Genomic DNA, 26,005 nt, shown 5'->3' with positions numbered 1-26,005 from the left:
TTGTACGCCATATTGCGAATAATCAACTTCGTTCTCTGGCCGAGGTAGCCACGGTGGCGCATCAGTTAAAACTTCTCAAAGATGATTTTTTTGCCAGCGACCAGCAGGCAGTCGCTGTGGCTGACCGTTATCCGCAAGATGTCTTTGCTGAACATACACATGATTTTTGTGAGCTGGTAATTGTCTGGCGCGGTAATGGTCTGCATGTACTCAACGATCGCCCTTATCGCATTACCCGTGGCGATCTCTTTTACATTCATGCTGACGATAAACACTCCTACGCTTCCGTTAACGATCTGGTTTTGCAGAATATTATTTATTGCCCGGAGCGGCTGAAGCTGAATCTTGACTGGCAGGGGGCGATTCCGGGATTTAGTGCCAGCGCAGGGCAACCACACTGGCGCTTAGGTAGCGTGGGGATGGCGCAGGCGCGGCAGATTATCGGTCAGCTTGAGCATGAAAGTAGTCAGCATGTGCCGTTTGCTAACGAAATGGCAGAGTTGCTGTTCGGGCAGTTGGTGATGTTGCTGAATCGCCATCGTTACACCAGTGATTCGTTGCCGCCAACATCCAGCGAAACGTTGCTGGATAAGCTGATTACCCGGCTGGCGGCCAGCCTGAAAAGTCCCTTTGCGCTGGATAAATTTTGTGATGAGGCATCGTGCAGTGAGCGCGTTTTGCGTCAGCAATTTCGCCAGCAGACTGGAATGACCATCAATCAATATCTGCGGCAGGTCAGAGTGTGTCATGCGCAATATCTTCTCCAGCATAGCCGCCTGTTAATCAGTGATATTTCAACCGAATGTGGCTTTGAAGATAGTAACTATTTTTCGGTAGTGTTTACCCGGGAAACCGGGATGACGCCCAGCCAGTGGCGTCATCTCAATTCGCAGAAAGATTAATTCGCCATGCCCATGCCGACGATGTTGGCGGCGACAATAATCACCACACAACCGAGGCTCAACACCGTTACCGGACGGCGACCTGCATTGTTCCACTCTTTCAGCACCAACCCGACGATACCGCCGCACAATACATAGAAGCTCATATGCAGCATCCAACTGATGTAGTCATACTGCGCCGGAATACGCGCGTGGCCCCAGGCATAGAAAAAGAATTGCAGATACCACATCAACCCGCCCAGTGCTGAGAGTAACACATTGTGAATGATCAGCGGTTTTGCCAGCGAGAAGTCGGCTTTTAGCGACAAATCCTTCACTTTTGCCAGACGAATGAAGCAGAAACCGAGGTTAATGATCGCGCCGCCGCCCATGATGACAACATAGCTTGGCAGAGCGACATACAGTGGATCGACGCCCAGTGCAGCAGCGGCTTCATGCATCGGTTTTGCGGCGTTCATCGCAAAGGACATCCCGGCAGAGAAAATGCCGCACATCACCGCCAGCACCAGCCCTTTTTTCAGGTTGAACTCTTCGGCTTTAATGCCCATCTTGCGCTCTTTCAACTGCCCGGCGCGAGTTACAATCCCTACGCCAATCAGCGCCACCAGAACGCCGAGCAACGTCATGCGTCCGCCTTCGGTATTAATCAGCACATCGAAATTGCCGTTGATAATTGGCGTCATCAGCGTACCGACAATCAACGTAATGCCAATGGCGATGCCAATTCCCATCGACATGCCGAGATAACGCATGGTCAGGCCGTAGTTGATATTACCGATCCCCCACATAGCGCCGAACAGAAAAACAGGCAGCAGCGTAGAGAGACTAAACGAGCTGTAATACGCCCAGAAATTCGGTAGTAACAGGGCGCTGATGGCCCACGGCAGGATAATCCACGAAACAATCCCACCGACTGACCACATGGTTTCCCATGACCATTTTTTTACTTTTTTGAACGGAGCGTAAAAACAGGCTGCACTGGCCGCGCCGATCAAATGCCAAAATATCCCCATCGTAATCGCGTTACTCATCTTCTTATCCTCATCATTTTTTCGTCGCGTCACATCTCCGACGAGATGAGTGTAAAAATTGAGCTGTCGATTAACCTTTCGCCTGTTGCCGCCGCTGCCGATTTACTGGCAATCACGGCATTAAGTGGGTGATTTGCTTCACATCTTGGGCATTTTCCTGCAAAACCATACCCTTATGAAAAGTACGGCATTGATAATCATTTTCAATATCATTTAATTAACTATAATGAACCAACTGCTTACGCGGCATTAACAATCGGCCGCCCGACAACACTGGAGATGAATATGAGTTATACCCTGCCATCCCTGCCGTATGCTTACGATGCCCTGGAACCGCACTTCGATAAGCAGACCATGGAAATCCACCACACCAAACACCATCAGACTTACGTCAACAACGCCAACGCGGCGCTGGAAAACCTGCCAGAATTTGCCAACCTGCCGGTTGAAGAGCTGATCACCAAACTGGACCAGCTGCCAGCAGACAAGAAAACCGTACTGCGCAATAACGCTGGTGGTCACGCTAACCACAGTCTGTTCTGGAAAGGTCTGAAAAAAGGCACCACCCTGCAGGGCGACCTGAAAGCGGCTATCGAACGTGATTTCGGTTCCGTTGATAATTTCAAAGCAGAATTTGAAAAAGCGGCAGCTTCCCGCTTTGGTTCCGGCTGGGCATGGCTGGTGCTGAAAGGCGATAAACTGGCGGTGGTTTCTACTGCTAACCAGGACTCCCCGCTGATGGGTGAAGCTATTTCTGGCGCTTCCGGCTTCCCGATTGTGGGCCTGGATGTGTGGGAACATGCTTACTACCTGAAATTCCAGAACCGCCGTCCGGACTACATTAAAGAGTTCTGGAACGTGGTGAACTGGGACGAAGCAGCGGCACGTTTCGCGGCGAAAAAATAATCATTTGATGCCTGCTGCAATGAGGCGTTTACGCCGCATTGCAGCTTAAAAAATGAACCATCGCCAACGGCGGTGGTTTTTTTGTGATCAATTTCAAAATAAAAACAATGATCCGATAAAAATAAAACAGCGTTTCAATTGATGTGGTTTTGATCACTTTTATTGATCAAATGAATGTCTATCTTCGTTTCCATCAACACTGATGCTCCGTTGAGGAATGACGCATCAGCCCTTAAAAATATGCCGACAGGTGATGGAAATGCAGATAAAACGCTCGATTGAGAAAATCCCGGGGGGGATGATGCTCGTCCCGCTATTCCTTGGCGCACTGTGCCACACCTTCTCGCCGGGGGCGGGGAAATATTTTGGATCATTCACCAACGGGATGATTACCGGTACGGTGCCCATTCTGGCGGTGTGGTTTTTTTGCATGGGGGCGTCAATAAAATTAAGCGCGACGGGAACGGTATTGCGTAAATCCGGTACGCTGGTGGTAACAAAAATTGCCGTCGCGTGGGTGGTTGCGGCAATTGCCTCGCGCATTATTCCGGAACATGGTGTTGAAGTTGGATTCTTTGCCGGACTTTCAACGCTGGCGCTGGTGGCGGCGATGGATATGACCAACGGCGGACTTTACGCTTCCATCATGCAGCAGTACGGCACAAAAGAAGAAGCTGGGGCATTTGTGTTGATGTCGTTGGAGTCCGGGCCGCTCATGACGATGATTATTCTGGGCACTGCCGGGATTGCCTCGTTTGAACCGCATGTTTTCGTCGGCGCAGTATTGCCGTTCCTGGTGGGCTTTGCCCTGGGGAACCTTGACCCTGAGTTACGAGAATTTTTCAGCAAAGCGGTGCAGACGCTTATTCCATTCTTTGCCTTCGCACTGGGCAATACCATTGATTTGACTGTAATTGCCCAGACAGGTTTGCTGGGGATCCTGTTGGGTGTGGCAGTAATTATCGTGACCGGTATTCCGTTGATTATCGCCGATAAATTGATTGGCGGTGGCGATGGCACTGCCGGAATTGCCGCTTCCAGTTCCGCAGGGGCCGCGGTAGCGACACCTGTGCTGATTGCAGAAATGGTGCCTGCGTTTAAACCTATGGCTCCGGCAGCAACTTCGCTGGTCGCGACGGCGGTCATTGTGACTTCGATTCTGGTGCCAATTCTTACCTCTATCTGGTCACGTAAAGTCAAAGCCAGAGCGGCGAAAATCGAAATTTTAGGTACGGTGAAATAAACCAACTTCCTTAATCCCCACAGCCGGATGAACTAACGTTCGTCCGGTTTTCAATTGCGTTTCTGCCTGGATACTTACCGCGAAAACAGCACGCCTGACATAAAATAAATATGGTCTAATGGGGAAATTTCTCGTGGAGAGGGAACAGATGCGATATCCGGTTGATGTATACACAGGCAAGATTCAGGCTTATCCCGAAGGCAAACCCAGCGCAATTGCCAAAATCCAGGTTGATGGTGAGTTGATGCTGACGGACCTGGGGCTGGAAGGTGACGAACAGGCGGAGAAAAAGATCCACGGCGGGCCAGACAGAGCGCTGTGTCATTATCCTCGTGAGCATTATCTCTACTGGGCGCGGGAATTTCCGGAACAGGCGGAGCTGTTTGTTGCGCCTGCGTTTGGCGAAAATCTCTCAACCGACGGTCTGACGGAAAGTAATGTTTATATTGGTGATATTTTCCGCTGGGGAGAGGCATTAATTCAGGTCAGCCAGCCACGCTCACCTTGCTATAAACTCAATTACCATTTTGATATCAGCGATATAGCGCAGTTGATGCAAAACACGGGTAAAGTGGGGTGGTTGTATAGCGTAATTGCACCAGGGTTGGTATCTGCTGATGCGCCGCTGGAGTTGGTTTCCCGTGTCAGCGATGTGACCGTGCAGGAGGCTGCCGCCATCGCATGGCATATGCCGTTTGATGACGATCAGTATCACCGTTTACTCTCCGCCGCAGGGTTATCGAAAAGCTGGACGCGAACGATGCAAAAGCGCCGACTTAGCGGCAAGATCGAAGATTTTTCCCGCCGATTGTGGGGAAAATAACCCCCGGAGTGTAGGCCTGATAAGACGCTATCAGCGTCGCATCAGGCATCCTGCTCAAATGCCGGATGCGGCGTAAACGCCTTATCCTGCCTACAAATGCGGAGTTTAACTCCGCTTATACAGCGGCAACCAAATCACCAGCCGTAAACCGCCCAGCGGGCTGTCTTCTGCCTTCACCCAGCCACGATGCTGCTGAATGGCGGTTTCTACAATCGCCAGCCCCAAACCTGTACCGCCAGATTCACGATCGCGTGCTTCATCGGTCCGATAGAATGGACGGAAAATCTGTTCGCGATCTTCCGGGCTAACGCCAGGACCATCGTCGTCCACCGTAATGGTGATACCGTCTTTATCTACCGCAAAGCCCACTTCAATCTTCGTATGGGAATAACGCAGAGCATTACGAACAATGTTTTCCAGCGCACTTTCCAGGGCGTTCGGGTTGCCGTACAGCGGCCACGGCCCAGGTGGGAAGTTAACCGTCAACGACTTGCCCATTTGCTCGGCTTCGAACGCCGCGTTATCCAGCACTTCACTCCACAACTGGTTGGCTTTGATGGTCTCGCTAACCAGCGCATTTTTCTGCTGATTACGTGACATCACCAACAGATCGTTGATCATGCTGTCCAGACGTTGCGCTTCGGTTTCAATACGCTCCAGTTCCTTGCTTTCACCGCTACGACGGCGCAGTAACGCCGTACCCAGTTGCAGACGCGTCAGCGGGGTGCGCAGTTCGTGAGAGATATCAGAAAGTAGACGCTGCTGAGAGGTCATCATGCGCTCCAGCGCGGTGACCATCTGGTTAAAACTGGCACCGGCGGCAAGGAATTCCTGTGGCCCCGCTTCCAGTTCCGGGTGCTGGCGTAAGTTTCCCTGGGCAACTTCATCGGCAGCGTTTTTCAGCTTACGCGCCGGTTTTGCCAGACTCCAGGCCAACCACAACAGCAGCGGCGTACTGACCAGCATGGTGACAATCAGCAGTAATAGCGGGCGGTCAAACAGTAAGTTGATGAAATCGGATTGAGAACTGCTGGCCGGACGAATCAGATAAAGTTGGTAATTATCTTCGCCATCACGCACGGAGAACGGACCGACCAGTTCCACGCGGCCATACTTTTTCTTCTGCGGATGATCGGCGTTATCGGCCTGACCAATAAAGTTACGAATGATCTGCATTTCGCTGCGTTCAGCGCCGATCACGCGGCCTTCGGTGGTCACCAATAACAAACGCTGTCCTGGCGGTGCCCACTTATCAATCGCCCGGAACAGACGCCGCCACCACATTAAATCGTTGGGCGGATCGTTCGCCAGCTCCGCTTCAACATGCTGCTCAATCATCAGACCCTGACGCTGTTCGCTATCCAGAAGCTCGGTCATCTGGCGTGAATCGAGCTTGGGTAACATCAAAACCAACATCAACACCAGCGCCAGCGTCAGCCAGAAGATGGCGAAGATGCGCGCGGTTAAGCTGCCTATCATGAAGCAGAAACCATCAGATAGCCACGACCACGCAGGGTTTTAAACCACGGGTGACCATCCTTACGATCCGGCAGTTTACGACGCAGGTTGGAAATATGCATATCGATAGCGCGGTCGAAAGGCGTCAGGCGCTTGCCCAGCACTTCCTGGCTTAAATGCTCACGGGAAACCACCTGACCCAGATGCTGTGCCAGCAAATAGAGCAGGGTAAACTCAGTACCGGTTAACTCCAGTGTTTGCCCGTCGAAGGTGGCTTCCTGGCGACCAGGATTGAGACTTAAGGCATCAACTTCCAGTGTCGGTGAACCGTTGTCGTTGTTTTGCTGTTGTTCGCTCCAGTGCGAACGGCGCAGGATCGCGCGAATACGTGCCACCAGCTCACGATCATTAAACGGTTTCGGGAGATAGTCATCTGCGCCCAGCTCAAGGCCGAGAACGCGATCAAGTTCACTGCCGCGCGCCGTCAACATAATGACAGGCGTCTGGTGTGTCTGGCGAAGTGCTTTTAATGTGTCGATACCATTTTTCTTCGGCATCATTACATCAAGCAAAAGTAAATCAATGCTGTCGTCCAGAAGATCAAGCGCCTGTTCCCCATCGTGGGCAACAATCACGTTGAAGCCTTCCATCTCGAGCAGCTCCTTTAATAGGGAAGTCAGCTCTCGGTCATCATCAACTAACAGGATTTTATTCATTGTTTAAATACCTCCGAGGCAGAAATTACGTCATCAGACGTCGCTAATCCATGACTTTACGTTGTTTTACACCCCCTGACGCATGTTTGCAGCCTGAATCGTAAACTCTCTATCGTTGAATCGCGACAGAAAGATTTTGGGAGCAAATGATGCGCATAGTTACCGCTGCCGTCATGGCCTCAACGCTGGCAGTCAGTTCATTAAGCCACGCTGCTGAAGTCGGTTCAGGCGATAACTGGCATCCGGGTGAAGAACTTACGCAGCGCAGTACGCAGAGCCATATGTTCGACGGCATAAGTTTAACCGAACATCAGCGTCAGCAGATGCGAGATCTTATGCAACAGGCCCGGCACGAACAGCCTCCTGTTAATGTTAGCGAACTGGAGACAATGCATCGCCTTGTCACCGCAGAAAATTTTGATGAAAACGCTGTGCGCGCGCAGGCAGAAAAAATGGCGAATGAGCAAATTGCTCGTCAGGTTGAGATGGCAAAAGTCCGCAACCAAATGTATCGCCTGTTAACGCCGGAGCAGCAAGCGGTTTTAAACGAGAAACATCAACAACGAATGGAGCAGTTGCGCGACGTGACGCAATGGCAAAAAAGTTCATCGTTGAAGCTATTGAGTAGTAGCAACTCACGTTCCCAGTAGTAAACCCTGTTTTCCTTGCCATAGACACCATCCCTGTCTTCCCCCACATGATGTGGGGGTTTTTTTTATCCTCAATTTGCCTACTGCTTAATGCATTGCAGATGATTTGCTTCCGTTATACTACCGTCAGTTGATAGCGGGAGTATTTATGAATCAATCTTATGGACGGCTGGTCAGTCGGGCGGCGATTGCTGCAACGGCGATGGCTTCACTGCTATTGCTGATTAAAATTTTTGCATGGTGGTATACCGGGTCGGTGAGTATTCTCGCCGCGCTGGTGGATTCGCTGGTGGATATCGGCGCGTCGTTGACGAATTTACTGGTGGTGCGATATTCCCTGCAACCTGCCGACGATAATCACTCGTTTGGTCACGGTAAAGCTGAGTCCCTCGCGGCGCTGGCGCAAAGTATGTTTATCTCCGGTTCAGCACTATTCCTGTTTTTGACGGGTATTCAACATCTGATATCTCCAACACCGATGACAGATCCAGGCGTCGGGGTTATCGTGACAATTGTGGCGCTAATTTGTACGATTATCCTTGTCTCGTTTCAGCGTTGGGTGGTGCGCCGGACGCAAAGCCAGGCGGTGCGGGCTGATATGCTACATTACCAGTCTGATGTTATGATGAACGGTGCAATTCTGCTGGCGCTGGGGTTGTCCTGGTACGGCTGGCATCGCGCCGATGCTCTGTTTGCATTGGGAATCGGCATCTATATTTTATATAGCGCGTTACGCATGGGATATGAGGCGGTACAGTCATTACTGGATCGCGCATTGCCTGATGAAGAACGGCAAGAAATTATTGATATCGTGACTTCCTGGCCGGGTGTTAGCGGCGCTCACGATCTTCGCACGCGGCAGTCAGGGCCGACCCGCTTTATTCAGATTCATTTGGAAATGGAAGACTCTCTGCCTTTGGTTCAGGCACATATGGTGGCGGATCAGGTAGAGCAGGCTATTTTACGGCGTTTTCCGGGATCGGATGTGATTATCCATCAGGACCCCTGTTCCGTCGTACCCAGGGAGGGTAAACGGTCTATGCTTTCATAATCAGTATAAAAGAGAGCCAGACCCGCATTTTGTGTATAAAATACCGCCATTTGGCCTGACCTGAATCAATTCAGCAGGAAGTGATTGTTATACTATTTGCACATTCGTTGGATCACTTCGATGTGCAAGAAGACTTCCGGCAACAGATTTCATTTTGCATTCCAAAGTTCAGAGGTAGTCATGATTAAGAAAATCGGTGTGTTGACAAGCGGCGGTGATGCGCCAGGCATGAACGCCGCAATTCGCGGGGTTGTTCGTTCTGCGCTGACAGAAGGTCTGGAAGTAATGGGCATTTATGACGGCTATCTGGGTCTGTATGAAGACCGTATGGTACAGCTAGACCGTTACAGCGTTTCTGACATGATCAACCGTGGTGGTACGTTCCTCGGTTCTGCGCGTTTCCCGGAATTCCGCGACGAGAACATCCGCGCCGTGGCTATCGAAAACCTGAAAAAACGTGGTATCGACGCGCTGGTGGTTATCGGCGGTGACGGTTCCTACATGGGTGCAATGCGTCTGACCGAAATGGGCTTCCCGTGCATCGGTCTGCCGGGCACTATCGACAACGACATCAAAGGCACTGACTACACCATCGGTTTCTTCACTGCGCTGAGCACCGTTGTAGAAGCGATCGACCGTCTGCGTGACACCTCTTCTTCTCACCAGCGTATTTCCGTGGTGGAAGTGATGGGCCGTTATTGTGGCGATCTGACGTTGGCTGCGGCTATTGCCGGTGGCTGTGAATTCGTTGTGGTTCCGGAAGTTGAATTCAGCCGTGAAGACCTGGTAAACGAAATCAAAGCGGGTATCGCGAAAGGTAAAAAACACGCGATAGTGGCGATTACCGAACATATGTGTGATGTTGACGAACTGGCGCATTTCATCGAGAAAGAAACCGGTCGTGAAACCCGCGCAACTGTGCTGGGCCACATCCAGCGCGGTGGTTCTCCGGTGCCTTACGACCGTATTCTGGCTTCCCGTATGGGCGCTTACGCTATCGAGCTGCTGCTGGCAGGTTACGGTGGTCGTTGCGTAGGTATCCAGAACGAACAGCTGGTTCACCACGACATCATCGACGCTATCGAAAACATGAAGCGTCCGTTCAAAGGCGACTGGCTGGACTGCGCGAAAAAACTGTATTAATGATTTCGGAAAAAGGCAGATTCCTTTAGCCTGAAACCGATGACAGAAGCAAAAATGCCTGATGCGCTTCGCTTATCAGGCCTACATGAATTCTGCAATTTATTGAATTTGCGAACTTTTGTAGGCCGGATAAGGCGTTCGCGCCGCATCCGGCATGGACAAAGCGCACTTTGTCAGCAATATGAGGCGGATTTCTTCCGCCTTTTTAATCCCCCAACATATACCCGCAAGTTATAGCCAATCTTTTTTTATTCTTTAATGTTTGGTTAACCTTCTGGCACGCTTTGCTCATCACAACACAACATAAGAGAGTCGGGCGATGAACAAGTGGGGCGTAGGGTTAACATTTTTGCTGGCGGCAACCAGCGTTATGGCAAAGGATATTCAGCTTCTTAACGTTTCATATGATCCAACGCGCGAATTGTACGAACAGTACAACAAGGTATTCAGCGCCCACTGGAAACAGCAAACTGGCGATAACGTGGTGATCCGTCAGTCCCACGGTGGTTCAGGCAAACAAGCGACGTCGGTAATCAACGGTATTGAAGCTGATGTTGTCACGCTGGCTCTGGCCTATGACGTGGACGCGATTGCGGAACGCGGGCGGATTGATAAAGAGTGGATCAAACGTCTGCCGGATAACTCCGCACCGTACACTTCCACCATTGTTTTCCTGGTGCGTAAGGGCAATCCGAAGCAGATCCATGACTGGAACGATCTGATTAAACCGGGTGTTTCGGTGATCACGCCTAATCCGAAAAGCTCTGGTGGCGCGCGCTGGAACTACCTGGCAGCCTGGGGCTACGCGCTGCATCACAACAATAACGATCAGGCAAAAGCACAGGATTTTGTTCGGGCACTGTATAAAAACGTCGAAGTTCTGGATTCTGGCGCGCGCGGCTCCACTAATACCTTTGTCGAGCGCGGGATTGGCGATGTACTGATCGCCTGGGAAAACGAAGCTCTGCTGGCAGCGAATGAGCTGGGGAAAGATAAATTCGAAATCGTCACGCCGAGTGAGTCTATCCTCGCAGAGCCAACCGTGTCGGTGGTCGATAAAGTGGTCGAGAAAAAAGGCACCAAAGAGGTGGCGGAAGCCTACCTGAAATATCTCTACTCGCCAGAAGGTCAGGAAATTGCCGCGAAAAACTACTACCGTCCGCGCGATGCTGAGGTGGCGAAAAAGTACGAAAATGCGTTTCCAAAGCTGAAGTTATTCACCATTGATGAAGAGTTCGGCGGCTGGACGAAAGCGCAAAAAGAGCATTTTGCTAACGGCGGTACGTTCGATCAGATTAGCAAACGCTGATTTCTCCAGGATAATTATCAAACCCGGTGGTTTCTCGCGACCGGGTTTTTTATTTGTCACGATTTTGCGTTACCCTTGCATCTCTTTGAGGTACAGGGAAAAAAAGATGAAAAAAGCGGGTCTTCTTTTTTTGGTGATGATAGTTATCGCCGTTGTGGCTGCCGGTATTGGTTACTGGAAATTAACCGGTGAAGAGTCGGATACATTACGTAAGATTGTCCTTGAGGAATGTTTGCCCAATCAGCAGCAAAATCAAAATCCTTCGCCATGTGCGGAAGTCAAACCCAATGCCGGATACGTGGTTTTAAAAGATCTTAATGGCCCACTGCAATATCTGTTGATGCCAACGTATCGTATTAACGGTACTGAAAGTCCTTTGTTGACCGATCCTTCAACGCCGAACTTCTTTTGGTTGGCCTGGCAGGCGCGTGATTTTATGAGCAAAAAATACGGCCAGCCGGTTCCCGATCGCGCGGTTTCTTTGGCGATCAACTCTCGCACCGGGCGTACGCAAAACCATTTTCATATTCATATCTCTTGTATTCGTCCTGATGTGCGCGAACAGCTGGATAACAATCTGGCGAACATCAGCAGCCGCTGGTTGCCACTGCCAGGTGGTTTGCGCGGGCATGAATACCTGGCGCGTCGGGTAACGGAAAGCGAACTGGTACAACGCAGCCCATTTATGATGCTTGCAGAAGAAGTGCCTGAGGCGCGGGAACATATGGGAAGCTACGGGCTGGCGATGGTGCGGCAGAGTGATAACTCATTTGTATTGCTGGCGACACAACGAAATCTACTGACGCTTAACCGTGCTTCAGCCGAGGAAATCCAGGATCATCAGTGTGAGATTTTGCGTTAAGGCGAGGAGTTAAGGAAAGTAAGTGCCGGATATGAAATCCGGCACCTGTCAGACTTAAGCCTGTTTAGCCGCTTCTGCAGCTTTAACGATCACTGCGAAAGCGTCAGCTTTCAGAGAAGCACCGCCAACCAGCGCGCCGTCGATGTCTGGTTGAGCAAACAGTTCTGCAGCGTTAGACGCGTTTACAGAGCCGCCGTACTGAATGATCACTTGTTCAGCGATGTTAGCGTCAACTTTAGCGATGTGGTCACGGATGAATTTGTGAACAGCCTGTGCCTGAGCCGGAGTTGCAGATTTGCCAGTACCGATTGCCCATACGGGTTCGTAAGCGATAACCGCACCTTCGAATGCCGCAGCACCCTGAGTTTTCAGTACCGCGTCGATCTGACGTGCACAAACTTCTTCAGTTTTGCCCGCTTCGTTTTCAGCTTCGGTTTCACCGATGCACAGAACCGGAGTCAGACCCTGCTCTTTCAGCACCGCGAATTTTTTCGCGATCAGTTCGTCAGACTCTTTGTGGTAAGTACGACGTTCAGAGTGGCCGATGATGATGTACTGTGCGCCGATGTCTTTCAGCATAGCAGCAGAGGTTTCACCGGTGAATGCGCCGGACAGGTTCAGGTCCACGTTTTGCGCACCCAGCATGATGTGGCTGCCTTCAGCTTCACGCTTCGCCATATCGATGTACATTTCCGGTGGTGCGATTGCAACCGCACAGCCAGCAACACCTGCCAGCTCTTTACGCAGGTTAGATACCAGCTCGTGAACCATGTGGCGGCTGCCGTTCAGTTTCCAGTTACCCATCACTAAAGGATGTCGCATTTTAATTCTCCACGCTTATAAGCGAATAAAGGAAGATGGCCGCCCCGCAGGGCAGCAGGTCTGTGAAACAGTATAGAGATTCATCGGCACAAAGGCTTTGCTTTTTGTCATTTATTCAAACCTTCAAGCGATTCAGATAGCGCCAGCTTAATCGGTTCAACAGCGAAGGTCAGCCCCTTTTCGCCGTTGTCCGCGACAACATAACGCAGTGCACCTTCTGTCTCGGTGTAATAACGTTTGTTTTTCCCCGCCGTTAGTAGCGCCTGCAGTTTTTTCTGGCTTTGAGTTTTGGTCATTAATGGGGTGAGTGTGCGGATCACCGCTGCCATGTATGCCTGAGCTTTCGCTTTCGCGGCTTTTTGCTCTGGCCCCTGGATGGGTAGCCAGGTCATTTGAATGCTTTTGATTTTTAAGGTACCGCGCTCCAGCGCAGTAGAAGCATACAAGTTCTCGTTAATTTTACTTGCTGCACGAGTGAGATTGGCTTTGTCGGGACTGCTGTCGATGGCACGAAATTCGTTCAGTGGCAGGCTGGGATTCTGGCTGTTAAAGTCTTCTCGAAACTGGCTGATGGAGAGATCGAAAGTAGGGGCTCCAGCCAGCAGATAAGGCGCGGTCGTTGCCGTATCTGGTGTTTGTGCATGCGCCGTTGTTGTAACGGTTAATGCAGAACATAAGAGAAAAAACAGCGTACACCCTGGCTTCATTGACAGTACCTTTTGTTATGACTGGCTCCGATTAAAACGATATCTGTCGCCCTTGTCAAAAGGGTAGAATCCTGGAAAAGACAACCATCAAGGAACTTACATGACCATACAGCAATGGTTATTCTCATTTAAAGGGCGTATTGGACGCCGTGATTTCTGGATTTGGATAGGCCTGTGGTTCGCAGGCATGCTGGTGCTTTTCTCACTGGCGGGTAAAAATTTACTCGATATTCAGACCGCGGCGTTTTGCCTTGTGTGCTTGCTTTGGCCAACAGCGGCAGTAACCGTTAAGCGCTTGCATGATCGCGGGCGTTCCGGCGCATGGGCATTTCTGATGATTGTGGCGTGGATGCTGCTGGCGGGTAACTGGGCAATTTTACCGGGTGTCTGGCAATGGGCGGTGGGGCGTTTTGTCCCGACATTGATTCTGGTGATGATGCTTATCGATCTTGGTGCGTTTGTTGGCACACAAGGCGAAAATAAATATGGTAAAGATACCCAGGATGTGAAGTATAAAGCCGACAATAAATCAAGTAATTAACCTTTAATATATCTCTTATCGCTATTTTTTTCCGGGATTGTTATTTCCACGATGCAAGTGACAATGCCCGGAAAATCCTTCTGAACTCTTCACCTTAAGCAATATCAAAAAAAATGGTAATCCATAAGATCATTACTTGTTTGTTCTTCCTTTAACGGCGCATTATTCTTAAGTCGTAATCGACAGAGAGGCGAATATACAGAGGTGCCCTATGAAAGATGTCGTAGATAAATGCAGTACTAAAGGATGTGCGATTGATATCGGTACGGTGATTGATAACGACAACTGTACCAGTAAGTTTTCGCGCTTTTTTGCCACCCGCGAAGAAGCAGAGTCCTTTATGACCAAACTGAAAGAGCTTGCCGCCGCTGCATCCTCTGCAGATGAAGGGGCCAGCGTGGCCTATAAGATTAAGGATCTGGAAGGGCAAGTTGAGCTTGATGCGGCCTTCACCTTCTCATGCCAGGCCGAGATGATTATTTTTGAGTTATCACTGCGTTCGTTAGCTTGATGGAGTTGCTTTAGAAGGAGTTAAATATGGCTTATAAACACATTGGCGTGGCAATTTCCGGGAATGAAGAAGATGCCTTACTGGTGAATAAAGCCCTGGAGCTCGCCAGACATAATGACGCTCACCTGACGTTAATTCATATTGATGATGGCTTAAGCGAGTTGTATCCGGGTATCTACTTCCCTGCAACAGAAGATATTCTTCAATTGTTGAAGAATAAGTCGGATAACAAGCTGTATAAACTGACGAAAAATATTCAATGGCCGAAGACAAAACTGCGTATTGAACGCGGAGAAATGCCGGAAACACTGCTGGAAATTATGCAAAAAGAGCAGTGCGACCTCCTTGTCTGTGGTCATCACCACTCATTTATCAACCGTTTGATGCCGGCATATCGCGGGATGATCAATAAGTTGAGTGCGGATCTCTTGATCGTGCCGTTTATCGACAAGTAACCGCTTACCAGTAATGCTCCGCTGTCATATGGCCCGGTCGGCGACGTAAATGTTTCGTCATCTGCCGGGTCTCCTTCAGCAACTGTTGTGTATCGCGCACCATCTGTGGATTGCCGCACAGCATCACATGGCTGGTTTCTTTATTCATCGGCAGGCCAACCGCGCTTTCCAGTTCACCACTTTCAATTAACGCCGGTAATCGCCCAGTGAGCGAACCCGCAGCCGTTTCCCGACTGACCACCGTCTGAATGCGCAGTTTCCCCTCGTAGCGTTTTTCCAGTTCCTGCATCAGAGGTAGATAGCTTAAGTCGGCGGCATATCGTGCGGCGTGAACCAGCACCATGTTTTTGAAGCGTTCTAAATCTTTGCCCAATTGCAGAATCGATAAATAAGGGCCAATCGCTGTACCGGTTGCCAGCATCCATAGCGTTTCGCAATCTGGTACTTCATCCAGCACAAAGAAGCCAGCGGCTTCGCTAACCACCTGCACTTCATCGCCCGGTTTCAGTGCCGCCAGTCGTGGACTTAATTTGCCATCGGGGACGGTGACCAGGTAAAACTCCAGATCCGGATTATCGGGCGAGTTAACATAGGAGTAGGCGCGCTGAACGCGTTCGCCTTCAATTTCAAGGCCAAGTTTGGTGAATTGCCCGGCGGTAAACGGAAGCACGGGAGCGTGAACGGTGAGACTAAACAGGGCGTCGGTCCAGTTCTGCACTTTAGTGACTTTGCCTGTTACCCAATCAGCCATGTTTTTCTCCTGTTTTGATTGACTTGCCTTATCTTCGTTCTCCGAACAAAAAAATTCCAGTCCCGAAGGACTGGAAGGCTCAATCGATCAAATCAATCAGAGGATGTGCACCTGCATTTCCGGGTCTTTACGATCCAGATAGTGGATGGACTGAATGCGACGAATGGTGCGTGATTTACCACGGATCAGCAGCGTTTCGGTGGTGGCGATATTGCCTTTGCGGCTAATGCCTTCCAGCAGATCGCCTTTGGTAATACCGGTGGCAGAGAAGATGACGTTGTCGCTGCGCGCCATATCGCCCAAACGCAATACTTTACCGGCTTCGATGCCCATCGCTTTGCAGCGTGCCAGCTCCTGCTCGCCAATGCGACGATTCTCTTCGTTGTCGCCTTTGACGTCATGACGCGCCAGCAGACGACCGTTCATGTCACCATCTAATGCGCGGATCACCGCCGCAGAAACCACGCCTTCCGGCGCGCCGCCAATGCCGTACAGTACATCGACTTCACTGTCCGGCATACAGGTGAGAATTGAGGCCGCCACATCGCCATCCGGAATAGCAAATACGCGTACGCCGAGTTGTTGCATTTCTGCGATAACGGCATCGTGGCGCGGTTTTGCCAGAATCGTTACCGTCAGTTCGCTCAACGGTTTGCCGAGCGCCGCCGCAACATTGCGCAGGTTATCCGCCAGCGGCAGGTTCAGATCAATGGTGCCTTTGGCTCCCGGTCCGACGATCAGCTTCTCCATATACATATCTGGCGCGTTGAGGAAACAGCCTTTATCGCCTACTGCCAGCACCGCCAGCGCGTTAGCCTGGCCCATCGCCGTCATGCGCGTGCCTTCAATCGGATCAACAGCAATATCTACCGCGTCGCCGCGACCAGTACCGACTTTTTCACCAATGTAGAGCATCGGTGCTTCGTCGATTTCACCTTCACCAATGACGATGGTGCCGTCAATGTTGACCTGGTTGAGCATAATACGCATGGCGTTTACCGCCGCGCCGTCCGCGGTGTTTTTATCGCCGCGTCCTAACCATTTGTAGCCAGCCAGCGCCGCTGATTCGGTGACGCGGGAAAATTCGATGGCAAGTTCTCGTCTCATAGCAAACTCTAAGCAGTAAGGAATGGCGCGAAGTGTAGCACAGGGGAAGGGCGGGATTATTGATGTGTGCGGGGTTGCCCCCGCACGGTTTCAGAGTCTGCGTGATGCCGGATGTGTATCCGACTCGTAGGCCTGATAAGACGCGCAAGCGTCGCATCAGGCAATCATTATTACTCGTCGTGTTCTTCCCATGCCATCGCGCGTTTGACCGCTTTTTTCCAGCCTGCGTAACGGTAATTACGCTCAGTGGTTTCGATGCCAGGACGGAACTCGCGTTCAATCACCGCTTTCTCTTGCAGCTCGTCAAGATTCTGCCAGAAGCCAACCGCCAGACCAGCAAGATAGGCCGCACCCAAAGCGGTGACTTCGCGCACTTCCGGGCGCTCAACGCGCGTACCGAGAATATCGGACTGGAACTGCATCAGGAAATTGTTTGCTACTGCACCGCCATCCACGCGCAGCGCGTGCAGACGAATACCGGAGTCGGCCTGCATCGCTTCCAGCACGTCACGCGTCTGATAAGCAATAGACTCCAGCGTCGCGCGGATAATGTGGTTAGCGTTCACTCCACGCGTTAAGCCGAAAATCGCCCCGCGCGCATACGGATCCCAGTATGGCGCACCCAGCCCGGTAAATGCCGGAACCACATATACACCATTGGTGTTTTGCACTTTGGTGGCGAAATATTCGGAATCGTACGCGTCGTTAATCAACTTCATCTCATCGCGCAGCCACTGAATGGATGCGCCCGCCATAAACACCGCACCTTCCAGCGCATAGTTTACTTCGCCAGTTGGGCCACAGGCGATGGTGGTCAGCAGGCCGTTTTCTGATTTCACCGCTTTCTCGCCGGTGTTCATCAGCATAAAGCAGCCAGTGCCGTAGGTATTCTTCGCCATCCCTTCTTTCACGCACAACTGACCAAACAGCGCGGCCTGCTGGTCACCGGCGATCCCGGAGATTGGAATACGCGTGCCGCCTTTGCCGCCAATGTTAGTCTGACCGTACACTTCGGAAGAACGACGCACTTCTGGCAGCATCTCGCGCGGAATATCCAGCACTTCCAGCATTTTGTCGTCCCAGTCCAGGGTATGGATGTTGAACAACATGGTACGAGAGGCGTTGGTGTAATCGGTCACATGGACACGGCCCTGAGTCATTTTCCAGATAAGCCACGTATCAACCGTACCAAACAGCAATTCACCACGACGCGCACGCTCGCGAGAGCCTTCCACATGGTCGAGGATCCACTTCACTTTGGTGCCAGAGAAGTACGGGTCAATCACCAGACCGGTATTGCTGCGGATATAATCTTCTAAACCGTCACGTTTTAAATGCTCGCAGATTTCTGCGGTACGACGGCACTGCCAGACAATGGCGTTATAGATAGGCTTGCCGGTTTCTTTTTCCCAGACAATAGTGGTTTCACGCTGGTTCGTAATACCGATAGCTGCAATTTGATCGGAACTGATATCGGCTTTCGCCAGCACTTCTACCAGCGTGGAGCTTTGGGTGGCCCAGATTTCCATTGGGTCGTGTTCTACCCAGCCTGGTTTTGGGTAGATTTGCTCAAATTCGCGCTGCGACACGCTAATGATATTGGCATCGTGATCCATTACGACCGCGCGGGAGCTGGTGGTGCCCTGGTCGAGCGCAACGATATATTTTTTTTCAGTCATGTTTAATTGTCCCGTAGTCATATTACAGCGAAGCTTTTTGTTCTGAAGGAGTTGTGGTCTCCTTTTCTTCCACAACACAGATATCGCAAGGCAAATGGCGACCAATCAGTTTGCGGTAGGCAAATGCACCTACAATCGCGCCAACGATAGGGCCAAAAAGCGGCACCAGGAAGTAAGGAATGTCTCTGCCGCCGGTAAAGGCGACATTGCCCCAGCCCGCCAGCCAGGCAAAGACTTTCGGACCGAAGTCACGCGCTGGGTTCATGGCAAAACCCGTCAATGGGCCCATAGATGCGCCAATGACCGCAATCAGTAGACCAATCAGCAAGGGAGCCAAAGGGCCGCGTGGTACACCGTTGCCATCGTCCGTTAACGCCAGGATCAGCCCCATCAGAATAGCGGTAATCACCATCTCAACTGCGAAAGCCTGCACAAAATTGATATGAGGATTAGGGTAAGTAGAGAAAGTGCCAGCCAGATCAACACTTTCAACACTGCCGCGAACAATATGATGAGTCTGCTCGAAGTCGAAAAATAAATTGTAGTAAAGCCCGTAAACTAAAGCCGCAGCACAGAAAGCGCCGGCAACTTGTGAAACGATAAAAGGGATAACTTTGCGCTTGTCGAAACAGGCAAACAGCCACAATGCAATGGTAACAGCGGGGTTAAGATGCGCGCCGGAAACCCCTGCGGTCAGGTAGATGGCCATTGCCACCCCCAGTCCCCAAATGACACTGATTTCCCACTGACCAAAAGACGCACCAGCGACTTTTAGTGCTGCAACGCAACCCACACCGAAAAAAATCAACAACCCGGTACCGAGGAATTCAGCAATGCACTGGCCTTTCAAGGTTGATGTTTGACTCATAATCGGATCCTGAAGAGTTAATGTTTGTTGTATGCGTGAAAGTCACGGACCTCCACGATGCTTGTAGGCATGCTGTAAACTTATCGTTAACGAGCAAAAACGAGAAATATCGAACTTAAAATGTGTGTGCTTCGTCATAAAATGAGCGTTATCGCGCCATTTATTCCATCTGATTGTACATGATGCATGTTTGTTAGATCATTCGCGCAACAAATTTATTAACATTTTCGATTGATGTGGATTATGTCACCAGGAGAAGGATGAAAAGTGTGGCAAACCGTAATCTGCAAGGCGTGCCGCTGGACAGCGATGGCGCGGCTTCATACAATCGGAGCTAACTAAAGTGCGCTCGTATTTATTAAGGCGTCACCGGTAATCGGGACGAGGATTTTTTATCCATCAACGCCTTGCAATTCAGGAGAGGTATGACAATGTCATTAGAAGTGTTTGAGAAACTGGAAGCAAAAGTACAGCAGGCGATTGATACCATCACTCTGTTGCAGATGGAAATCGAAGAGCTGAAAGAAAAAAACAACTCACTGTCGCAGGAAGTTCAAAATGCCCAGCATCAGCGCGAAGAGCTGGAGCGTGAGAACAACCATCTGAAAGAACAGCAGAACGGCTGGCAGGAACGTCTGCAGGCCCTGCTGGGTCGCATGGAAGAGGTCTGATTACGCTTCATCTTTCGCGTAATTTCTTTACTGTGTAGGCCAACAGGTAACGCAGAAAAAAGGCACCTTGCGGTGCCTTTTTTATCATTCAATATCCAGCGGATCTTCTGAAAGAATAATCCCGGTATTGTCGGTGTAAAGATGGTCGCCGGAGAAGAAGGTTACACCGCCAAAATTGACGCGGACATCGCTTTCGCCAATGCCTTCGCCAGCGGCACCAACCGGAATTGCGGCCATTGCCTGGATGCCGATATCCAGCTCTTCCAGGTCATCTACCTGACGCACCGCGCCGTAAATGACCAGACCTTCCCATTCATTTTGTACTGCCAGACGCGCCAGTTCAGCATCGACCAGTGCGCGACGAACAGAACCACCGCCATCGACGACAAGAACACGACCACGGCCATTCTGTTCGAGCAGATCGTACAGCAACCCGTTGTCCTCGAAACATTTTACCGTGATTATTTGTCCGCCAAACGACGCCCGTCCGCCAAAGTTGGAGAACAGCGGTTCCACGACGTTAACATCTTCTTGATAGATGTCACAAAGCTCGGAAGTATCGTATTTCATAGGCTTAACATTCAGTTGCTGCGAGAATTTTCAGTATATCGCGCTATGTAGGCTGTTGGCAAAATCATCAATTGTTAATTGATATTTGTCAGTTATGCTGCCCACTGGCTTAGGAATATCCCTAAAACAAACAGCAGGTTAGTCAGTAACGCTCCCTTGACAGTGCGTTCCAGCATCGGTCGCATCGCCACCGGGTCCATTTCCCGCATCACATAACGGGCTTGCTTCACCAGTAATGGTGCCGCCAGCAGGAACAGCCAGCCCCACAGGCTATGCAGCGAAAAGAGATTAAACAGCGCCAGGCACACCAGAGAGCCCATCAGCAGGCAGGCATGATAACGACGCGCGTTCACTTCACCTAAGCGCACCACCAGCGTGTTTTTGCCATTTTCGCGGTCGCTATTGATATCACGCAGGTTATTAATGTTCAGTACTGCCGTTGCCAGCAGGCCGCATGCGGTCGCCGGAAGGATCAGCGCCGGAATCAATGTATGAGCCTGTAAATACCAGCTGCCCATGACGCTCAACCAGCCAAAGAAAACCAGTACGGAAATATCACCCAGACCGATATAACCATAAGGACGATTGCCCACGGTGTAGGTGATAGCGGCAATGATCGACAACCCGCCAAGAATCAGGAAACCGACAAAATCGGCCAGTGTATGGCACGCCACTGCAACCAGTGCCAGCCCGGAGAGACAGATGAGCACGACGGTAATAATGAGCGCCCGTTTCATCTCTTGCTGGGTAATGACCCCTTTTTGCATGCCGCGTAGCGGTCCGATACGGTCAGGTTTATCGCTGCCTTTTACCGCATCGCCGTAATCATTGGCGAGGTTAGAAAGGATCTGTAATAGCCCGGCGGTAATCAGTGCCAGCAGGGCGACCAGCGGATCGAAGTGACCTTGCCACCATGCCAGCGCCGTCCCGACGATAATTGCAGCAAAGGCGAGGGGGAGGGTTTTAGGTCGTAAACTTTCCAGCCACGCCTGAGTTCGGCTAATTTGTTGTTCAGTCATAATACGCGCCAATAAAAATGGGGCCTTTCAGCCCCATCAAACAATGATGAAAATGATTGAACGCGATTATAGGATAAAACGGCTCAGATCTTCATCTGCCACCAACGCATCCAGATGTTTGCTCACATAATCTGCGTCAATAGTGATGGTTTGACCGCTTAAATCGCTGGCGTCGTAGGAAATCTCTTCCATTAAACGCTCCAGAACGGTATGTAAACGACGAGCACCGATGTTTTCGGTAGATTCGTTCACCTGCCATGCCGCTTCCGCGATGCGCTTAATACCGGAGTCGGTAAACTCGATATTTACGCCTTCAGTCGCCATCAGTGCTTTGTACTGCACGGTAATAGAGGCATTCGGCTCGGTCAGAATACGCTCGAAGTCGCTGGTGGTCAGTGCCTGCAGCTCAACGCGGATTGGCAGACGACCTTGCAGTTCCGGGATCAGGTCAGACGGTTTCGCAATCTGGAACGCGCCAGAAGCGATAAACAGAATGTGGTCAGTTTTGACCATCCCGTGTTTGGTGGAAACGGTGCAACCTTCTACCAGCGGCAGCAGGTCACGCTGAACACCTTCACGAGAAACATCCGGACCGGAAGACTCGCCGCGCTTACAGATTTTGTCGATTTCGTCGATAAACACGATCCCGTGCTGCTCAACAGCGTCGATAGCGTCTTGCTTCAGCTCTTCCGGATTCACCAGTTTCGCCGCTTCTTCTTCAATCAGCAGCTTCATGGCGTCTTTGATTTTCAGCTTACGCGCTTTTTGCTTCTGACCGCCCAGGTTCTGGAACATGGACTGCAGCTGGCTGGTCATCTCTTCCATGCCCGGAGGAGCCATAATTTCAACGCCCATCGGTGCTGCGGCAAGATCGATCTCGATTTCTTTGTCATCAAGCTGGCCTTCACGCAGTTTTTTGCGGAATGCCTGACGAGCAGCGGACGGTTCCTGCTGCTGTTCGGTCTGTCCCCAGTTGTTTTTAGCCGGTGGGATCAGTACGTCGAGAATACGTTCTTCTGCCAGTTCTTCAGCGCGATAACGGTTTTTCTCGATAGCCTGGACACGTACCATTTTCACGGCGGCATCGGTCAGATCGCGAATAATAGAATCCACTTCCTTACCGACATAGCCCACTTCGGTGAATTTGGTCGCTTCAACTTTGATGAACGGCGCATTCGCCAGCTTAGCCAGACGACGGGCGATTTCAGTTTTACCGACACCGGTCGGGCCGATCATCAGGATATTTTTCGGGGTCACTTCATGGCGCAGCTCTTCGTTGAGCTGCATGCGACGCCAGCGGTTACGCAGAGCAATCGCCACGGAACGCTTGGCGTTGTCCTGGCCGATGATGTGCTTATCCAGTTCGCTGACGATTTCGCGTGGGGTCATTTCAGACATGGGAGATCCTTACGCTTTGTAGCTTAATTCTTCGATGGTGTGGAAATGGTTGGTATAGATGCAAATGTCGCCTGCAATATCCAACGCCTTTTCAGCAATTTCACGGGCGCTAAGTTCAGTGTTTTCTAACAGCGCGCGCGCCGCAGCCTGGGCGTAAGGGCCGCCGGAGCCGATAGCAATAAGATCGTTTTCTGGCTGCACCACGTCACCGTTACCGGTGATGATAAGCGAAGCGGTTTCATCCGCGACTGCCAGCAGTGCTTCAAGTTTGCGCAGCATGCGATCGGTACGCCAGTCTTTTGCCAGCTCAACGGCGGCTTTGACCAGATGGCCCTGATGCATTTCCAGTTTACGTTCAAACAGTTCGAACAGCGTAAAAGCATCCGCAGTACCGCCCGCAAAGCCCGCGATGACTTTGTCGTTGTACAGACGGCGGACCTTTTTCACGTTGCCTTTCATTACGGTATTGCCCAACGTGGCCTGACCATCACCAGCGATGACCACATGGCCGTTACGGCGTACGCTTACTATAGTTGTCACGAGCTGACCCCTTGGTTACGAATACAGAGTACAAACCCCGTACAAAAGTACGGGGCATAATGCAATTATAGATGGGGGGGATTTTGAGGGTTTCAACCCCCGGCGGCGAGCCGAATGCAGTTTGTATGACCCGCCATCTTCAAGCGATTGAGGGTGCTGTCTGCGTTCTCTTTGCCTTTCACCGGGCCAATGACCACACGATTCCAGCCATTGTTGGTGGTGATTTTCGAGTCAAAGCCTTCAAACGCCAGCTGAGCACGTACCGTCTCTGCCTGTTCCGCGCCTCTGAACGAACCGCACTGCACCATCCAGCGGCGTTCGTCTTTTTTCTCCGCCGTCGGTTTTGGCGCGTCAGCGGCACGAGCAACCGGCGCAGCTTGCTGCGGCTTCGACTGCGCGGTCGTGTGCGCAGGGGTTTGCAGCAGATCCTGGTACGGCTGCTGAGTAGAAGCCGGTTTAGACTGGCGCGGTTGCGCCTGTACCGGTGCGGCTTGCGACGTACGCGTCTGCTGCTGCCAGCTTTGTTCAGTCGTACGCGACTGCTGAGCCAGGCGTTGCTGCTCCGCTAATTGCTGTGCCTGACGCTGGCGCTGTAGCGTTTGCTGACGCTGTTCCGGCGTCTGCTCATTCCACGGAACTTCAACCAGCTGCGTTGGCTGCTGGCGCATATCGGCCTGCATTTGTTCAAGAAGCTGACGTTGTTCTGGTGTCAGCTGCTCCGGCGTTTTCACTTCACCACCGGCAGAAGGTTCTGTGGGCGCACGCACACCCGGCTGGCGACTTTCCAGCTCTTTAATGTAGCGCCAGCGTTCTTCTGGTTTTGGTGGTAGTCCGTTTCCGGTCACTTTCTGGCCTTGCAGCGTCTCGGACTCTTCTTTCTTGTGATGCGTAATGAAGTACAGACCACCGATAAAGGTCACAAGAACGGCGGCAGCAATAGCGACCATAGCGGGAGAAACCGCAGGCAAATTTCGTTGCTTTTTCCGTGAGGTGCTCTTTTTTCGCCGCGAAGGTGCCGGTTGGCTGCGGCGTACATAATCTCGTTGTGCCACTATCGTTTCGCTGTATTTATTCGTTCGTCAGCCCGCCATGTTACTTAAGCGGCGGGCCTTTGACCAGTCACGGCAGTCTTAAAGGTTTACTTTAAGGTAACGCGCGTGTTGATCCCCGGATGATAAGTTCGCAGTCCATTAAACGAGAGCCACTGCCAACGTGTTGCCCCTGCATTTGATCAAGCAATAACAGCATAGCTTCCCGACCGATTTCGTAACGCGGCTGCGCGATGGTTGTCAGCGGCGGATCACAAAATTGCGTCAGGTCGATGTTATCAAAACCGATTATGGAAAGGTCTTCCGGTACTTTTAGCCCCTGGCGTTTTGCCTGCGAAAGTGCGCCGAGCGCCATCACATCACTATGGCAGAAGACAGCAGTAGGCGGTTGTGGAAGATCAAGCAGCTGTTGCATTGCTTTGCTTCCAGCTTCGAAGGTGAAGTCGCCACGGGCGATGTATTGCGGATCAACCATAATGCCGCAGCGACGCAGCGCCTGGACATAGCCTTGCAGGCGGTAGTGACACAGCGGCATCTCTTCGGGACCGGCTATACAGCCAATCCGTTTATGCCCTTGCTCATATAAATAATTTACTGCATCAAATGCGGCGGTCAGATTGTCGATATGAACTGTAGGCAGCTCCAGTTCCGGTGCAAATTCGTTCGCCATCACCATCGGCGGCAGATTACGCTGTTCCTCAATGCTGGCATCAAACGGCAGCCTTGAACCCAGCAGCAACATGCCATCAATTTGCTTGGTGATGATCAAATCGATAAAGGTTTTTTCCTGCTGATTTTGATGCGCACAGTCGCCAATCAGCACCAGATATCCGTGATTTGCCGCCGTAACTTCGATACCGCGAATAATTTCGCTAAAGAAGGGATCGCAGATATCCGGGACAATCACCAGAATAGTGCGGGATTCATTACGCTTGACGTTGCGCCCCATAGGCTGCGGTAAATAACCCACTTCCCGGGCCGCTTTTTCAACCCGATTACGGGTGGCCTGGGAGACTTTATCGGGATTCATTAATGCTCGGGAGACAGTCGCTGTAGAGACTTTTGCCTTGAGGGCAACGTCTTTCATGGTCGCGGCAGTTTCCTGCTTCTTCGCTTTCACACTCACTCCTCGCCTGGCACGTCAGGCGTACTACATCCATGTTTACTTCACATCGGCAACATTTTTAGCAGATAGCGCGTGAAAACGGTTACAGAATTTTCAT

General features: G+C 51.2%; 28 protein-coding genes. 13 read left to right on the top strand and 15 right to left on the bottom strand.

The window, feature by feature from the left end:
• The first annotated feature begins 53 nt into the window (after positions 1 to 53).
• Positions 54 to 902 carry an HTH-type transcriptional activator RhaR gene (gene rhaR, locus ACJHWT_RS13700; RefSeq protein WP_001346583.1) on the top strand — a complete coding sequence of 283 codons (849 nt, stop codon included), beginning with the start codon at positions 54 to 56 and terminating at the stop codon, positions 900 to 902.
• On the opposite strand, the gene rhaT is transcribed toward rhaR, so the two are convergent.
• Positions 899 to 1,933: an L-rhamnose/proton symporter RhaT gene (gene rhaT, locus ACJHWT_RS13695; RefSeq protein WP_000063508.1), complete on the bottom strand. Its 1,035-nt coding sequence runs from the start codon at positions 1,931 to 1,933 to the stop codon at positions 899 to 901. The genes rhaR and rhaT overlap by 4 nt on opposite strands.
• A 285-nt stretch (positions 1,934 to 2,218) precedes the next feature.
• Here rhaT and sodA point away from each other — a divergent pair, with 285 nt between their 5' ends.
• The 3 genes from sodA (at position 2,219) to yiiM (ending at position 4,905) form a co-directional block, all read left to right on the top strand.
• Positions 2,219 to 2,839, top strand: a complete 621-nt coding sequence (sodA, locus tag ACJHWT_RS13690) for a superoxide dismutase [Mn] (RefSeq protein ID WP_001318164.1) — start codon at positions 2,219 to 2,221, stop codon at positions 2,837 to 2,839.
• A 259-nt stretch (positions 2,840 to 3,098) separates the two neighbouring features.
• Entirely contained in the window at positions 3,099 to 4,082 is a 984-nt protein-coding gene (gene kdgT / locus ACJHWT_RS13685; protein ID WP_001166063.1) for a 2-keto-3-deoxygluconate transporter, read from the top strand.
• 148 nt (positions 4,083 to 4,230) lie between these two features.
• Positions 4,231 to 4,905, top strand: a complete 675-nt coding sequence (gene yiiM, locus ACJHWT_RS13680) for a 6-hydroxyaminopurine reductase (protein WP_001270237.1) — start codon at positions 4,231 to 4,233, stop codon at positions 4,903 to 4,905.
• 105 nt (positions 4,906 to 5,010) lie between these two features.
• On the opposite strand, the gene cpxA is transcribed toward yiiM, so the two are convergent.
• A complete protein-coding gene (cpxA, locus tag ACJHWT_RS13675) occupies positions 5,011 to 6,384 on the bottom strand; it encodes an envelope stress sensor histidine kinase CpxA (protein ID WP_000580417.1) in 1,374 nt (457 codons plus the stop codon).
• Positions 6,381 to 7,079: an envelope stress response regulator transcription factor CpxR gene (gene cpxR / locus ACJHWT_RS13670; RefSeq protein ID WP_001033720.1), complete on the bottom strand. Its 699-nt coding sequence runs from the start codon at positions 7,077 to 7,079 to the stop codon at positions 6,381 to 6,383. Before cpxR ends, cpxA begins: the two co-directional genes overlap by 4 nt.
• A 149-nt stretch (positions 7,080 to 7,228) precedes the next feature.
• Here cpxR and cpxP point away from each other — a divergent pair, with 149 nt between their 5' ends.
• The 5 genes from cpxP to cdh all read left to right on the top strand — a co-directional run bounded on the left by cpxP (position 7,229) and on the right by cdh (position 12,094).
• Entirely contained in the window at positions 7,229 to 7,729 is a 501-nt protein-coding gene (gene cpxP / locus ACJHWT_RS13665) for a cell-envelope stress modulator CpxP (RefSeq protein WP_001223800.1), read from the top strand.
• A gap of 148 nt (positions 7,730 to 7,877) precedes the next feature.
• Positions 7,878 to 8,780 carry a CDF family cation-efflux transporter FieF gene (fieF, locus tag ACJHWT_RS13660; RefSeq protein ID WP_001076742.1) on the top strand — a complete coding sequence of 301 codons (903 nt, stop codon included), beginning with the start codon at positions 7,878 to 7,880 and terminating at the stop codon, positions 8,778 to 8,780.
• Positions 8,781 to 8,960: 180 nt separating this feature from the next.
• Positions 8,961 to 9,923, top strand: a complete 963-nt coding sequence (gene pfkA / locus ACJHWT_RS13655) for a 6-phosphofructokinase (RefSeq protein WP_001318165.1) — start codon at positions 8,961 to 8,963, stop codon at positions 9,921 to 9,923.
• A 319-nt stretch (positions 9,924 to 10,242) separates the two neighbouring features.
• Entirely contained in the window at positions 10,243 to 11,232 is a 990-nt protein-coding gene (gene sbp / locus ACJHWT_RS13650; RefSeq protein ID WP_001045701.1) for a sulfate/thiosulfate ABC transporter substrate-binding protein Sbp, read from the top strand.
• A gap of 106 nt (positions 11,233 to 11,338) precedes the next feature.
• Positions 11,339 to 12,094, top strand: a complete 756-nt coding sequence (gene cdh, locus ACJHWT_RS13645; protein ID WP_000708998.1) for a CDP-diacylglycerol diphosphatase — start codon at positions 11,339 to 11,341, stop codon at positions 12,092 to 12,094.
• A 54-nt stretch (positions 12,095 to 12,148) separates the two neighbouring features.
• On the opposite strand, the gene tpiA is transcribed toward cdh, so the two are convergent.
• Entirely contained in the window at positions 12,149 to 12,916 is a 768-nt protein-coding gene (tpiA, locus tag ACJHWT_RS13640; RefSeq protein ID WP_001216325.1) for a triose-phosphate isomerase, read from the bottom strand.
• A 107-nt stretch (positions 12,917 to 13,023) separates the two neighbouring features.
• Positions 13,024 to 13,623 (bottom strand): YiiQ family protein, encoded by a 600-nt coding sequence (locus ACJHWT_RS13635; protein WP_000802221.1) that lies wholly within the window; start codon positions 13,621 to 13,623, stop codon positions 13,024 to 13,026.
• A gap of 100 nt (positions 13,624 to 13,723) precedes the next feature.
• Between ACJHWT_RS13635 and ACJHWT_RS13630 the strand changes: the two genes are divergently transcribed.
• The 3 genes from ACJHWT_RS13630 to uspD all read left to right on the top strand — a co-directional run bounded on the left by ACJHWT_RS13630 (position 13,724) and on the right by uspD (position 15,130).
• Complete coding sequence (locus ACJHWT_RS13630) at positions 13,724 to 14,164, top strand: DUF805 domain-containing protein (protein WP_000155257.1); 441 nt, start codon at positions 13,724 to 13,726, stop codon at positions 14,162 to 14,164.
• A gap of 211 nt (positions 14,165 to 14,375) precedes the next feature.
• Positions 14,376 to 14,675, top strand: a complete 300-nt coding sequence (locus tag ACJHWT_RS13625; RefSeq protein WP_000655986.1) for a DUF406 domain-containing protein — start codon at positions 14,376 to 14,378, stop codon at positions 14,673 to 14,675.
• Between the two features lie 26 nt (positions 14,676 to 14,701).
• Positions 14,702 to 15,130, top strand: a complete 429-nt coding sequence (uspD, locus tag ACJHWT_RS13620) for a universal stress protein UspD (RefSeq protein WP_000323555.1) — start codon at positions 14,702 to 14,704, stop codon at positions 15,128 to 15,130.
• A gap of 4 nt (positions 15,131 to 15,134) precedes the next feature.
• Here the strand turns inward: uspD and fpr are convergent, their stop codons facing one another.
• From fpr to glpF, 4 genes are all read right to left on the bottom strand, one after another.
• The gene (gene fpr, locus ACJHWT_RS13615) at positions 15,135 to 15,881 is read right to left on the bottom strand and encodes a ferredoxin--NADP(+) reductase (RefSeq protein ID WP_000796345.1); all 747 of its coding nucleotides are present in this window, start codon (positions 15,879 to 15,881) and stop codon (positions 15,135 to 15,137) included.
• 96 nt (positions 15,882 to 15,977) lie between these two features.
• The gene (gene glpX, locus ACJHWT_RS13610; RefSeq protein ID WP_001250644.1) at positions 15,978 to 16,988 is read right to left on the bottom strand and encodes a class II fructose-bisphosphatase; all 1,011 of its coding nucleotides are present in this window, start codon (positions 16,986 to 16,988) and stop codon (positions 15,978 to 15,980) included.
• Between the two features lie 170 nt (positions 16,989 to 17,158).
• Positions 17,159 to 18,667, bottom strand: a complete 1,509-nt coding sequence (glpK, locus tag ACJHWT_RS13605; protein ID WP_000136788.1) for a glycerol kinase GlpK — start codon at positions 18,665 to 18,667, stop codon at positions 17,159 to 17,161.
• A gap of 22 nt (positions 18,668 to 18,689) precedes the next feature.
• Positions 18,690 to 19,535, bottom strand: a complete 846-nt coding sequence (gene glpF / locus ACJHWT_RS13600; RefSeq protein WP_000084268.1) for a glycerol uptake facilitator protein GlpF — start codon at positions 19,533 to 19,535, stop codon at positions 18,690 to 18,692.
• Between the two features lie 425 nt (positions 19,536 to 19,960).
• Between glpF and zapB the strand changes: the two genes are divergently transcribed.
• On the top strand, positions 19,961 to 20,206 hold the full coding sequence (zapB, locus tag ACJHWT_RS13595; RefSeq protein ID WP_001296623.1) for a septal ring assembly protein ZapB: 246 nt from the start codon (positions 19,961 to 19,963) through the stop codon (positions 20,204 to 20,206).
• Between the two features lie 84 nt (positions 20,207 to 20,290).
• Here zapB and rraA read toward each other — a convergent pair whose 3' ends face one another.
• From rraA to cytR, 6 genes are all read right to left on the bottom strand, one after another.
• Positions 20,291 to 20,776 (bottom strand): ribonuclease E activity regulator RraA, encoded by a 486-nt coding sequence (gene rraA / locus ACJHWT_RS13590; protein WP_000872909.1) that lies wholly within the window; start codon positions 20,774 to 20,776, stop codon positions 20,291 to 20,293.
• A 92-nt stretch (positions 20,777 to 20,868) separates the two neighbouring features.
• On the bottom strand, positions 20,869 to 21,795 hold the full coding sequence (menA, locus tag ACJHWT_RS13585; RefSeq protein WP_000139496.1) for a 1,4-dihydroxy-2-naphthoate polyprenyltransferase: 927 nt from the start codon (positions 21,793 to 21,795) through the stop codon (positions 20,869 to 20,871).
• A 66-nt stretch (positions 21,796 to 21,861) separates the two neighbouring features.
• Positions 21,862 to 23,193 (bottom strand): HslU--HslV peptidase ATPase subunit, encoded by a 1,332-nt coding sequence (gene hslU, locus ACJHWT_RS13580; protein WP_001293344.1) that lies wholly within the window; start codon positions 23,191 to 23,193, stop codon positions 21,862 to 21,864.
• A gap of 9 nt (positions 23,194 to 23,202) precedes the next feature.
• Positions 23,203 to 23,733: an ATP-dependent protease subunit HslV gene (gene hslV, locus ACJHWT_RS13575; RefSeq protein WP_000208242.1), complete on the bottom strand. Its 531-nt coding sequence runs from the start codon at positions 23,731 to 23,733 to the stop codon at positions 23,203 to 23,205.
• 92 nt (positions 23,734 to 23,825) lie between these two features.
• Positions 23,826 to 24,785, bottom strand: a complete 960-nt coding sequence (gene ftsN / locus ACJHWT_RS13570) for a cell division protein FtsN (protein WP_000068818.1) — start codon at positions 24,783 to 24,785, stop codon at positions 23,826 to 23,828.
• A gap of 91 nt (positions 24,786 to 24,876) precedes the next feature.
• Positions 24,877 to 25,902, bottom strand: coding sequence for a DNA-binding transcriptional regulator CytR (gene cytR, locus ACJHWT_RS13565; RefSeq protein WP_000644904.1), 1,026 nt, complete (start codon positions 25,900 to 25,902; stop codon positions 24,877 to 24,879).
• Positions 25,903 to 26,005 lie beyond the last annotated feature (103 nt).

It is taken from the genome of Escherichia sp. WS338, from assembly GCF_046486405.1.
Taxonomy (GTDB): domain Bacteria; phylum Pseudomonadota; class Gammaproteobacteria; order Enterobacterales; family Enterobacteriaceae; genus Escherichia; species Escherichia coli.
The sequence above is the reverse complement of the archived record's forward strand: the minus strand, read 5'-3'. Positions and strand labels throughout refer to the sequence as shown.

Coding starts and splice junctions, on each gene's coding strand:
- rhaT (WP_000063508.1), bottom strand. CDS start 1,933: ATGAGTAACGCGATTACGATGGGGATATTTTGGCATTTGATCGGCGCG.
- sodA (WP_001318164.1), top strand. CDS start 2,219: ATGAGTTATACCCTGCCATCCCTGCCGTATGCTTACGATGCCCTGGAA.
- kdgT (WP_001166063.1), top strand. CDS start 3,099: ATGCAGATAAAACGCTCGATTGAGAAAATCCCGGGGGGGATGATGCTC.
- yiiM (WP_001270237.1), top strand. CDS start 4,231: ATGCGATATCCGGTTGATGTATACACAGGCAAGATTCAGGCTTATCCC.
- cpxA (WP_000580417.1), bottom strand. CDS start 6,384: ATGATAGGCAGCTTAACCGCGCGCATCTTCGCCATCTTCTGGCTGACG.
- cpxR (WP_001033720.1), bottom strand. CDS start 7,079: ATGAATAAAATCCTGTTAGTTGATGATGACCGAGAGCTGACTTCCCTA.
- cpxP (WP_001223800.1), top strand. CDS start 7,229: ATGCGCATAGTTACCGCTGCCGTCATGGCCTCAACGCTGGCAGTCAGT.
- fieF (WP_001076742.1), top strand. CDS start 7,878: ATGAATCAATCTTATGGACGGCTGGTCAGTCGGGCGGCGATTGCTGCA.
- pfkA (WP_001318165.1), top strand. CDS start 8,961: ATGATTAAGAAAATCGGTGTGTTGACAAGCGGCGGTGATGCGCCAGGC.
- sbp (WP_001045701.1), top strand. CDS start 10,243: ATGAACAAGTGGGGCGTAGGGTTAACATTTTTGCTGGCGGCAACCAGC.
- cdh (WP_000708998.1), top strand. CDS start 11,339: ATGAAAAAAGCGGGTCTTCTTTTTTTGGTGATGATAGTTATCGCCGTT.
- tpiA (WP_001216325.1), bottom strand. CDS start 12,916: ATGCGACATCCTTTAGTGATGGGTAACTGGAAACTGAACGGCAGCCGC.
- ACJHWT_RS13635 (WP_000802221.1), bottom strand. CDS start 13,623: ATGAAGCCAGGGTGTACGCTGTTTTTTCTCTTATGTTCTGCATTAACC.
- ACJHWT_RS13630 (WP_000155257.1), top strand. CDS start 13,724: ATGACCATACAGCAATGGTTATTCTCATTTAAAGGGCGTATTGGACGC.
- ACJHWT_RS13625 (WP_000655986.1), top strand. CDS start 14,376: ATGAAAGATGTCGTAGATAAATGCAGTACTAAAGGATGTGCGATTGAT.
- uspD (WP_000323555.1), top strand. CDS start 14,702: ATGGCTTATAAACACATTGGCGTGGCAATTTCCGGGAATGAAGAAGAT.
- fpr (WP_000796345.1), bottom strand. CDS start 15,881: ATGGCTGATTGGGTAACAGGCAAAGTCACTAAAGTGCAGAACTGGACC.
- glpX (WP_001250644.1), bottom strand. CDS start 16,988: ATGAGACGAGAACTTGCCATCGAATTTTCCCGCGTCACCGAATCAGCG.
- glpK (WP_000136788.1), bottom strand. CDS start 18,667: ATGACTGAAAAAAAATATATCGTTGCGCTCGACCAGGGCACCACCAGC.
- glpF (WP_000084268.1), bottom strand. CDS start 19,535: ATGAGTCAAACATCAACCTTGAAAGGCCAGTGCATTGCTGAATTCCTC.
- zapB (WP_001296623.1), top strand. CDS start 19,961: ATGACAATGTCATTAGAAGTGTTTGAGAAACTGGAAGCAAAAGTACAG.
- rraA (WP_000872909.1), bottom strand. CDS start 20,776: ATGAAATACGATACTTCCGAGCTTTGTGACATCTATCAAGAAGATGTT.
- menA (WP_000139496.1), bottom strand. CDS start 21,795: ATGACTGAACAACAAATTAGCCGAACTCAGGCGTGGCTGGAAAGTTTA.
- hslU (WP_001293344.1), bottom strand. CDS start 23,193: ATGTCTGAAATGACCCCACGCGAAATCGTCAGCGAACTGGATAAGCAC.